The 9,771-nt window shown below is 68.1% G+C and carries 10 protein-coding genes; 9 read left to right on the forward strand and 1 reads right to left on the reverse strand.

Annotated features, from left to right (window positions below):
• Positions 1-32 precede the first annotated feature (32 nt).
• Genes IT40_RS03465 through IT40_RS03475 form a run of 3 tightly spaced genes read left to right on the forward strand, consistent with a single transcriptional unit; the run spans position 33 to position 3,657 of the window.
• On the forward strand, positions 33-1,604 hold the full coding sequence (locus IT40_RS03465) for an acyl CoA:acetate/3-ketoacid CoA transferase (RefSeq protein ID WP_036750628.1): 1,572 nt from the start codon (positions 33-35) through the stop codon (positions 1,602-1,604).
• A complete protein-coding gene (locus tag IT40_RS03470) occupies positions 1,601-2,401 on the forward strand; it encodes an enoyl-CoA hydratase/isomerase family protein (protein ID WP_036750631.1) in 801 nt (266 codons plus the stop codon). Before IT40_RS03465 ends, IT40_RS03470 begins: the two co-directional genes overlap by 4 nt.
• Entirely contained in the window at positions 2,398-3,657 is a 1,260-nt protein-coding gene (locus IT40_RS03475; RefSeq protein ID WP_036750634.1) for a glycerate kinase type-2 family protein, read from the forward strand. The genes IT40_RS03470 and IT40_RS03475 overlap by 4 nt, the downstream gene beginning before the upstream one ends.
• Positions 3,658-3,693: 36 nt before the next feature.
• Here IT40_RS03475 and IT40_RS03480 read toward each other — a convergent pair whose 3' ends face one another.
• Positions 3,694-4,710, reverse strand: a complete 1,017-nt coding sequence (locus IT40_RS03480; protein WP_036750637.1) for an aldo/keto reductase — start codon at positions 4,708-4,710, stop codon at positions 3,694-3,696.
• Between the two features lie 144 nt (positions 4,711-4,854).
• On the opposite strand from IT40_RS03480, the gene IT40_RS03485 reads away from it, so the two are divergent.
• From IT40_RS03485 to IT40_RS03510, 6 genes are all read left to right on the forward strand, one after another.
• Entirely contained in the window at positions 4,855-5,997 is a 1,143-nt protein-coding gene (locus IT40_RS03485) for an acyl-CoA dehydrogenase family protein (RefSeq protein ID WP_036750640.1), read from the forward strand.
• On the forward strand, positions 5,994-6,761 hold the full coding sequence (locus IT40_RS03490; protein ID WP_036750642.1) for a 3-ketoacyl-ACP reductase: 768 nt from the start codon (positions 5,994-5,996) through the stop codon (positions 6,759-6,761). Before IT40_RS03485 ends, IT40_RS03490 begins: the two co-directional genes overlap by 4 nt.
• Before the next feature lie 11 nt (positions 6,762-6,772).
• Positions 6,773-7,921: a dihydrodipicolinate synthase family protein gene (locus IT40_RS03495; protein WP_036750645.1), complete on the forward strand. Its 1,149-nt coding sequence runs from the start codon at positions 6,773-6,775 to the stop codon at positions 7,919-7,921.
• A 2-nt stretch (positions 7,922-7,923) separates the two neighbouring features.
• Positions 7,924-8,781 carry a sugar phosphate isomerase/epimerase family protein gene (locus IT40_RS03500; RefSeq protein WP_036750648.1) on the forward strand — a complete coding sequence of 286 codons (858 nt, stop codon included), beginning with the start codon at positions 7,924-7,926 and terminating at the stop codon, positions 8,779-8,781.
• 20 nt (positions 8,782-8,801) lie between these two features.
• Positions 8,802-9,560, forward strand: coding sequence for an electron transfer flavoprotein subunit beta/FixA family protein (locus IT40_RS03505; RefSeq protein ID WP_036750650.1), 759 nt, complete (start codon positions 8,802-8,804; stop codon positions 9,558-9,560).
• Positions 9,560-9,771: adenine nucleotide alpha hydrolase family protein (locus IT40_RS03510; protein WP_036750652.1), on the forward strand; the 212-nt coding region annotated here is incomplete at its 3' end. The genes IT40_RS03505 and IT40_RS03510, both read left to right, overlap by 1 nt.

Genomic DNA, 9,771 nt, shown 5'->3' on the forward strand with positions numbered 1-9,771 from the left:
TACTTAAGATGCAATTGCGAAGGAGGAGCGCAATGTCCAAGATCCGCACCGCCCATCAGGCGGCAGAACTGGTCCGCGACGGCGCGGTGATCGCGGTGAACTCGTCCTCGGGATTGCTGTGCCCCGATCATGTCCTGGCGGCCCTGGGCGAGCGCTTTGCGCAGGAAGGTGCCCCGCGCGGCCTGACGACCATCCATCCGATCGCTGCCGGGGACATGTTCGGCACCCCCGGCGTCGACCATATCGCCCATCCCGGCATGATCGCGCGGATCATCGGCGGTTCCTATCCCTCGGGGCCGTCCAATGCCGAGCCGCCGAAGATCTGGCAGCGCATCCTGGCAGAGGAGGTTGCGGCCTATAACGTGCCCTCGGGCATCGTCTTCGATATGCTGCGCGAGGGGGCGGCGCAGCGGCCCGGCGTGCTGACCAAGGTCGGCATGGAGACCTTTGCCGATCCTGCGCTGGAAGGCTGCGCGATGAACGCCACCGCCCGCGACGCGCCCATCGTCAAGCGCCTGGCCTTCGAGGGCGAGGACTGGCTGTATTTCCCCGCGTTGCGACCCGACGTGGCGCTGATCCGCGCGACCACGGCGGACGAGAACGGCAACCTGACCTTCGAGGACGAGGGCGCGACCCTTGGCGCGATGGAAATGGCGCTGGCCGCGCATAACTGCGGCGGCATCGTCATTGCGCAGGTCCGGCGTGTCGCCGCGCAGGGCACGCTGAAGCCGCATGACGTGAAGGTGCCGGGCATCCTGGTCGATGTGATCGTCGAGGCGCCCGATCAGTTGCAGACCACCGCGACGCCGCACGATCCGGCCATCTCGGGCGAGGTCTTCCGGCCGCTGTCCAGTTTCCGCGCGGCGGATTTCAATCCCGGCAAGATCATCGCCAGGCGCGTCGCGCAAGAGCTGCGATCGGGATGGGCGGTGAATATCGGCTTTGGCATCTCGGCCAATGTGCCGCGCATCCTGATCGAGGAGGGCCTGCATGGCGCGGTGACTTGGGTCATCGAGCAGGGCGCGGTCGGCGGCGTGCCGCTGCTGGATTTCAAGTTCGGCTGCTCCAGCAATGCCGAGGCTTTCGTGGCTTCGCCGCATCAGTTCTGCTATTTCCAGGCGGGCGGTTTCGACTGTTCCCTGCTGTCCTTCCTGGAAATCGACGCCGAGGGCTCGGTCAATGTCAGCCGCCTTGCCGCGACGCCGCATCGGACGGCGGGGGCGGGCGGGTTCGTGGACATCACGGCGCGGGCGAAGCGGATCGTCTTTTCGGGCAATTTCAATGCCGGGGCGAAGATGCGGCTTGAGGGTGGCAGGCTGGTCATCGACCGCGAGGGCAAGGTTGCCAAGATCGTGCCCAAGGTCGATCAGGTCAGCTTCTCGGGCCGTCGCGCGGTGGCGCAGGGGCAGCAGGTCATCTATGTCACCGAGCGCTGCGTGTTGCGCCTGTTGCCCGAAGGGCTGACGGTGGTCGAGATCGCGCCTGGCGTCGACCTGCAACGGGACGTGCTGGACCAGGCCGCAACGCCCTTGCGCGTGGCGGATGACCTTAGGGAAATGGATGCAGCGCTGTTTCGGGACGCGCCGATGGGCCTGGTGCTGTGAGCGAAGATCCGCGCCTGGACCTGCGGATCGGGGCGGGCATCGCGCGGCTGGCCATCCGCCGCCCGGACAAGCTGAACGCCCTGGACGCCGAAATGGTGGACGGATTGCTGCCCCTTTGCCAGCGGATCGAGCGATCCGATGCGCGGGTGGTGATCCTGACGGGCGAGGGCGGGCGCTCGTTCTGCGCGGGCGGCGATATTGCCGCCTGGTCGCAATTGTCGCCCGACGATTTCGGCCGCCGCTGGCTGCGCGACGGCCATGCCGCCTTCGACGCGCTGGCCCGCCTGGTGCAGCCGGTGATCGCGGTGCTGAACGGGCATTGCCTTGGCGGTGGGCTGGAACTGGCGGCCTGCGCCGATTACCGCCTGGCCGAAGCGCATGTGCGGATCGGCTTGCCCGAAACCTCGCTTGGCATCATCCCCGGCTGGTCGGGAACGCAACGCGCGGTGCGTCGATTCGGTGCCGGTGCGGTGCGTCGGATGGCGCTGTTCGGCGAGGTTTTCGGCGCCGAGGAAGCGCAGCGCCTCGGGCTGGTCGATCAGGTCGTCCCGACGGGCGCTGGCATGGCTGCCGCCGAGGCGCTGGCCGCGCGGGTGATTGCCCGCGCCCCGCGCGCAACGGAAATCACCAAGATGCTGGTCAACGCCGCCGAGGGCGAGGAACGCGAGCGCGTGCTCGAGGCGCTGGCCGGCAGCGTCGCCGCCGCATCCGGCGATCTGCGGGAAGGGCTTGCGGCGTTCCGCGAAAAGCGCTCTGCAAGGTTCGGAGCGACGGGTCGAGAGGGGGAGATGGAATGAAAGCCGAGGATCGCGATTTTCTGGCTGGGCTTTTCGACGCGGCGGTGGCTGCTGCCGATCCCGAAACCGCGCTGGCCGCGCATCTGCCGGATCGTCCCAGGGGCCGCACGGTCGTGGTCGGCGCCGGCAAGGGTGCGGCGCAACTGGCGGCGGCGTTCGAGCGCCTGTGGGACGCGCCGGTCGAGGGCGTGGTGGTCACGCGCTACGGCTATGGCTGCGATACCCGCAATATCCGCGTGATCGAGGCCGCGCATCCCGTTCCCGATCAGGCCGGGCTTGCGGCAGCCGAGGCCTTGTTCCAGGCCGTCCGCGGGCTGAGCAAGGACGATCTGGTCGTGGCGCTGGTCTGCGGCGGCGGCTCGGCGCTGCTGCCGGCGCCGCCCGAGGGGCTGACGCTGGAGGACGAGATCGAGCTGAATCGCATCCTGCTGGCCAGCGGTGCGCCGATCTCGGTGATGAATGCGATCCGCAAGCAGGTCTCGCGCATCAAGGGCGGCAGGCTGGCGCTCGCGGCGCATCCGGCGCGGGTGGTGTCGCTGGTCGTCTCGGACGTGCCGGGCGACGATCCGGCGCAGGTCGCCTCGGGTCCGACGGTGCCGGATGCGGCCACCCGCGAGGAAGCGCGGCGCATGATCGAGACATGGCGGATCGCGCTGCCGCCGCGGCTGGCAGAGTGGTTCGCGGGTCAGGATGGCCTGCCGCCGGATCCCGCCGATCCCTGTTTCAAGGGGCATGAGGTCCGCGTGGTGGCATCGGCACGGCTGTCGCTTGAAGCGGCTGCCGCGCGGGCCGCGGCGGCGGGGGTTCCGGCGGTGATCCTGTCGGACGCGATCGAGGGCGAAGCGCGCGACGTGGCCCGCGTTCATGCCGCCATCGCGCGCGAGGTGGCGACCCGAAGCCGGCCTTTCGCGCGCCCGGTGGTGATCCTGTCGGGCGGCGAGACGACCGTGACCCTGCGAGGCCGGGGGCGCGGCGGGCGAAACAGCGAGTTCCTGCTGGCGCTGGCCCTGGGAATCGAGGGCCTGCCCATCGCGGCGCTGGCCGCCGATACCGACGGCATCGACGGGTCCGAGGATAACGCAGGCGCCTTCGCCGATGGTGGCAGCATGGCGCGGCTGCGCGCCCTGGGCCTTGACCCCGCGGCGATGCTGGCGGGCAATGATGCCTGGTCCGCCTTTGCTGCCCTGGGCGATCTGTTCGTGCCCGGTCCGACCGGCACCAATGTCAACGATTTCCGGGCCATCCTGATCCGGTAAAGGCGGCGCCGGTGGCGATAACCGGCGCCAGCAAGCTCAGGCCGGAACCGGCGCATCCCCGCGCAGCAGGCCCTTGTCCTTCAAGGCTTGCCAGAACTCGGCCGGGATCGGGTGATCCATCCAGGCGAGGTTCTGCTCCAACTGCCGGACGGTCCGCGTGCCGGCGCAGAAGGACGGAACCGCCGGATGTGCCACCACGAATTGCAGCGCCGCGGCGGGCAGCGGGACGTCGTATTCGGCGCAGACCGCCTCGATCTTCGCCACCCGGTCCATGATTTCGGCCGGGGCGGGGGCGTAGTTGTATTTCGCGCCCGGCTTGGCACCCGTCGCCAGAATGCCCGAGTTGAAGCCGCCGCCCACGACCACGGCCGCGCCGCGTTCCTCGCAAAGCGGCAGGAACTCGTCCAGGGCGTCCTGTTCAAGCAACGTATAGCGGCCGGCCAGCAGGAAGCAGTCGAAGTCGCGCTGCTTCAGCGCCTCGTGGCAGACCTGCCATTCGTTCACGCCGACGCCGATGGCCTTGACCATCTTCTCGTCGCGCAGCCGGGCCAGCGCCTTGTAGCATCCATCCATGGCCTGGCGGAAAACCTCGGGCTGCTCGCTGCCGCGGGTATAGACGTCGATGTCGTGGATGAAGAGGATGTCGATGCGTTCCAGCGCCAGCCGCTGCAGGCTGTCCCCGAAGGCGCGCATCGTGCCGTCGTAGCTGTAGTCGAACTCCATCGTGAAGGGGGCGGCATTGACCCAGGGTGCAAAGTCGATGCTGTCGCGCCGGGCCGGGCGCAGCAGGCGGCCGACCTTCGAGGACAGCACGAAATCGTCGCGGTTTCGCCAGCGCAGCGCCTCGGAGGTGCGCAGTTCCGACAGGCCGTGGCCATACATCGGCGCAGTATCGAAATAGCGCACGCCGGCATCCCAGGCGTGATCGAACATCGCGCGCGAGGTCTGGTCGTCGATCTCGCGGAATATGTTCCCCACCGGGGCGGTGCCGAAGGCGAAACCAGTCACCTCGAGGTCGGTGCGGCCGAACTGGCGCATATCCGAGGGTTTCATCCATGTCCTCCCACAAGTAACCATATGGTTATTATCTGCCACATTTCGCGATCCCCGGCAAGGGCCGCGATTTTGAGGTTGACGCCTTGGCGCCGGCGAAAATAAAGTAACCAGATAGTTACATATCCGAGGGGGGATTCGCAGATGTATTTGACCGAGACCCAACTGCAGGTGCGAGACATGGCACGCGCCTTCGCTGATGAGGTCATCCGGCCTGCAGCCGAGGCGCTGGACCGCGACGAGCGTTTCCCGGCCGAGATCTATGACGAGATGGCCAAGCTGGGCCTGTTCGGCATCGGCGTGCCGGAAAGCATGGGCGGGCCCGGCTTCGACACGCTGACCTATGCCGTGGTGATGGAAGAGCTGTCGCGCGGCTATGCCAGCGTGGCCGACCAGTGCGGTCTGCTGGAGCTGATCTCGACGCTTCTGGTGCGCCACGGCACGGATGCGCAGCGCAAGCTGCTGCCCGAGATCCTGGCGATGCGCCGCAAGGTCGCCTATTGCATCACCGAGCCCGAGGCGGGGACCGACGTTTCCGGCATTCGCACCACGGCAGAGCGCGACGGCGACGGCTGGGTGCTGAACGGCGGCAAGATCTGGATCCACAACGCGCCCGTTGCCGACCTGGGCTTCGTCCTGGCCCGCACCGACAAGGATGCCGGCAATCGCGGCATGTCGATCTTTGTCGTCGATCTGCACGCGGCCGGGGTCGAGCGCGGCCCCAAGGAACACAAGATGGGCCAGCGCGCCAGCCAGGTCGGGGCGCTGACCTTTACCGACGTGCGGCTTGGCGCCGATGCCATGCTGGGCGAGCCGGGGCGCGGCTTTCACATGATGATGAGCGTGCTGGACAAGGGCCGGGTCGGCATCGCCGCGCTGGCCGTGGGCATCGGCCAGGCGGGGCTCGAGGCCGCGCTGGACTATGCCGGGACGCGCAAGCAGTTCGGCAAGCAGATCGTCGAGTTCCAGGGCGTGCAATGGCTTCTGGCCGACATGGCCAAGGACATCGAGGCCGCGCGCCTGCTGGTCCACTCGGCGGCGTCCAGGATCGACAACGGCCAGGACGCCACCAAGGCCTGCTCGATGGCGAAATGCTTTGCCGGCGACATGGCGGTGGCGCGCACGGCGGATGCGGTGCAGGTCTTCGGCGGCTCGGGCTATATCCGGGGCTTCGAGGTCGAGCGGCTGTATCGCGACGCCAAGATCACCCAGATCTACGAGGGCACGAACCAGATCCAGCGCATGATCATCGCCCGCGAATTGCTGAAGAAGGGCGCGCAGGCATGAGACAGGCCGCCCTTGTCACCGGCTCCTCGCGCGGGATCGGCCTGGCCGCGGCCGAGGCGCTGGCGCGCGAAGGTTTCGCCATCGCCGTGAACGGCCCCGCCGACGATGCCGAATTGCAGGCCGCCGTGGCCCGCATCGCCGCGCTTGGCGTGCCGGTCGTCGCCGCGCCTTTCGACGTGACCGGCATCGCCGGCCATGACGCGGCGCTTGCCCGGATCGAGGACGCGCTCGGCCCCCTGACCACGCTGGTCAACAACGCGGGTGTGGGCGTCATGCAACGCGGCGACCTGCTTGAGGTCAGCGAGGCAAGCTGGGACCGCTGCCTGGCTGTCAACAGCAAGGCGATGTTCTTCCTGTCGCAAGCCTTCGCCCGCCGCCTGCTGGCGCGGAAACGCCCCGAGGCGCTGTTCCATGCCATCGTCAACGTCACCTCCTCGAACGCGGTGGCGGTGGCGGTGCAGCGCTCGGAATATTGCGCCTCGAAAGCCGCCGCCGCGATGGTGTCCAAGGCGCTGGCGGTGCGGCTGGGCCCCGAAAACATCGCCGTCTACGATGTGCAGCCCGGCCTGATCGCGACCGAGATGACCGCCCCCGTGATCGACGCCTATCGCCAGCGCGCCGAGCAGGGCTTGACGCTGTTTCCCCGCGTGGGCCAGCCCGCCGACATGGGCGCCATCATCGCATCGCTGGCCTCGGGCCGGCTTCCCTATACCACCGGACAGGCGATCTCGGCCGACGCCGGGATGCTGGTTCCGCGCTTCTGAAAGGTGCCGCCATGAAGATCGCACTTCCCGATACCCAAGGCCGCCTGGCCGACTACACGCTGACCGGCACCCCCGTCGCGCAGGCCGTGCTGCCCGCGAATCCGGCCCGCATCGTCTACTCCGCCGCCCATGTGGTGGCCGATCCCTTCACCGCCAGCGATCCCTCGGGGCGCGCGGCGGTGGATTGGGACAGGACGATGGCGTTCCGCCGCTACCTGGCGGGCCTCGGCCTTGGCATCGCCGAGGCGATGGATACGGCGCAGCGCGGCATGGGCCTCGACTGGCCCGGCGCGCTGGAACTGATCCGCCGGACCAAGGCGGAACTGCCCGAGGCGCTGGTCGGCAACGGCTGCGGCACCGATCACCTGGACCCGTCGGACGCCCGCACGCTGGACGACGTCATCCGCGCCTATCTGGAACAGGTCGAGGCGATCCAGGCCGTCGGCGGCCGCATCGTGCTGATGGCCAGCCGCGCCCTGGCCCGCGTCGCGACTTGCCCCGAAGATTACCTGCATGTCTATGGCAAGGTGCTGTCGGCCTGCGACCAGCCGGTGATCCTGCACTGGCTGGGCGAGATGTTCGACCCCGCCCTGGCCGGCTATTGGGGCGGTTCGGATTTCGACGCCACGCTGGAGACCGTGCTGGCGGTGATCGAGCAAAACCTCGCCAGAGTCGACGGCATCAAGATGTCGCTCTTGGACAAGGACAAGGAGATCACCCTGCGCCGCCGCCTGCCCGCGGGCGTGAAGATGTATACCGGGGACGATTTCAACTATCCCGAACTGATCGAGGGCGACGACCAAGGCTTCAGCCATGCCTTGCTGGGGATCTTCGACCCGCTGGCCCCCGCCGCCGCCTATGCCGTCAACCGGCTGGCCGAAGGGGACAGGGCAGGTTTCCGCACCGCCCTGGACCCGACCGTGCCGCTGGCCCGCACGATCTTTCGCGCCCCGACGCAATACTACAAGACCGGCGTGGTCTTCCTGGCCTGGCTGAACGGTTTCCAGGATCATTTCATCATGCTGAACGGCCATCAGGCGATGCGGCCCTTGCCCTATTTCACCGAAGTCTTCCGCCGGTCGGACGCCTGCGGGTTGCTGCGAGACCCGGAACTGGCGGTGCGCCGAATGAAAGCGCTGCTGGCAGTTCACGGGGCATAGGAATGCGCGATTTCAGCCGCGACATGTCCGCATTGGCCCTGAACACCGCCACGCTTGGCCATAATGTCGAGGGGGCAGGCGCCGGCTGGTCGCCCGAACGCACCATCGACGCCTGCGCCGAGCGCGACTATGGCGGCATCGTCTTCTGGCGGCGCGAGATCGGATCCCGCGCCGCAGGGATTGCCGCCCATGCCCGCGCCGCCGGGCTGACGGTGGCCGGGCTGTGCCGGGCCCCGTTCCTCGTCGGACCCCTGGCGCCACGGGGCAGGCAGGCGGTGATGGATGATTTCCACGCCTCGATCGACATGGCGGCAGAGCTTGGCGCGCCGGTCCTGACCATCGTGACCGGAGGGGTCGAGCCGGGCACGCGCGGCGTTGCCGAAAGTCTGCGCCTCGTCGCCGACCGCGTGGCCGAGGCTGCCCCTTACGCCGCAGAACGAGACGTGCGCCTGGCGCTTGAGCCGCTGAATCCCGTCTATGGCGGCAACCGCTCCTGCCTGACGACGCTGCGCGACGCCCTGGATATTTGCGACGCGCTTGACGCGCCCAATGTCGGCGTGGCGGTCGATGTCTACCATGTCTGGTGGGACACTGACCTGCCACGGCAACTGGCCCGCGCCGGAGAGCGCATCCTCGGCTACCACCTTTGCGACTGGCTGGCCGATACCTCGGATGTGCTGCTGGATCGCGGCATGATGGGTGACGGCGTTGCCGATCTGAAAGCCATCCGTTCCGCGGTCGAAGCGGCCGGCTACCAGGGCCTCTGCGAGGTCGAGATCTTTTCGGCAGGCAACTGGTGGAAGCGCGATCCAGCCGAAGTGCTCGATACCATCGTCACGCGCTTCCGATCCGTCTGTTGATTGTTCCAGGAGGAAAAACCATGAAGCTCCTCGTGCCCGTGAAGCGCGTGATCGACTACAACGTGAAGGCCCGTGTGAAGGCTGACGGGTCTGGTGTCGATCTTGCGAATGTGAAGATGTCGATGAACCCGTTCGACGAGATCGCGGTCGAAGAGGCGATCCGGCTGAAGGAAAAGGGCGTGGCCGAGGAGGTCATCGCCGTCTCGATCGGCGTCAAGCAGGCGGCGGAGACGCTGCGCACGGCCTTGGCGATGGGCGCCGACCGCGCCATTCTCGTCACCGCTACGGACGACGTGCAGCAGGACATCGAGCCCTTGGCGGTGGCGAAGATCCTCGCCGCGGTGGCCAAGGCCGAGGGCACCGAGCTGATCATCGCCGGCAAGCAGGCGATCGACAACGACATGAACGCGACCGGCCAGATGCTGGCGGCGCTGCTGGGCTGGGCGCAGGCGACCTTCGCCTCGAAGCTCGAGATCGACGGGGGCAAAGCGAAAGTCACCCGCGAGGTCGACGGCGGGCTGCAGACCATCGCGGTGGCGCTGCCGGCGGTGGTCACCGCCGACCTGCGGCTGAACGAGCCGCGCTACGCCAGCCTGCCGAACATCATGAAGGCGAAGAAGAAGCCCTTGGAGGAAAAGACCGCCGCCGATTACGGCGTCGACGTCTCGCCGCGGCTGGAGGTGGTCTCGGTGCGCGAGCCCGAGGGCCGCAAGGCCGGCATCAAGGTCGGCTCGGTGGACGAGCTGGTCGGCAAGCTGAAGGAAGCGGGGGTGATCTGATGGCTGTTCTGCTGCTTGGGGAAGTGACGAACGGGGTGCTGAACCGCGACGCGACGGCGAAGGCGGTGGGCGCGGTCAAGGGCCTGGGTGATGTCACGGTGCTCTGCGCCGGCGCGCAGGCCAAGGCCGCGGGCGAGGAGGCGGCGAAGATCGCCGGCGTCTCCAAGGTTCTGGTGGCGGAAGCCCCGCTCTACGGCCACCGGCTGGCCGA

This window comes from Paracoccus versutus (genome assembly GCF_000763885.1).
In the GTDB taxonomy this organism is placed as follows: Bacteria; Pseudomonadota; Alphaproteobacteria; order Rhodobacterales; family Rhodobacteraceae; genus Paracoccus; species Paracoccus versutus.

Coding starts and splice junctions, on each gene's coding strand:
- IT40_RS03480 (WP_036750637.1), bottom strand. CDS start 4,710: ATGAAACCCTCGGATATGCGCCAGTTCGGCCGCACCGACCTCGAGGTG.
- IT40_RS03505 (WP_036750650.1), top strand. CDS start 8,802: ATGAAGCTCCTCGTGCCCGTGAAGCGCGTGATCGACTACAACGTGAAG.
- IT40_RS03490 (WP_036750642.1), top strand. CDS start 5,994: ATGAGACAGGCCGCCCTTGTCACCGGCTCCTCGCGCGGGATCGGCCTG.
- IT40_RS03475 (WP_036750634.1), top strand. CDS start 2,398: ATGAAAGCCGAGGATCGCGATTTTCTGGCTGGGCTTTTCGACGCGGCG.
- IT40_RS03500 (WP_036750648.1), top strand. CDS start 7,924: ATGCGCGATTTCAGCCGCGACATGTCCGCATTGGCCCTGAACACCGCC.
- IT40_RS03485 (WP_036750640.1), top strand. CDS start 4,855: ATGTATTTGACCGAGACCCAACTGCAGGTGCGAGACATGGCACGCGCC.
- IT40_RS03495 (WP_036750645.1), top strand. CDS start 6,773: ATGAAGATCGCACTTCCCGATACCCAAGGCCGCCTGGCCGACTACACG.
- IT40_RS03465 (WP_036750628.1), top strand. CDS start 33: ATGTCCAAGATCCGCACCGCCCATCAGGCGGCAGAACTGGTCCGCGAC.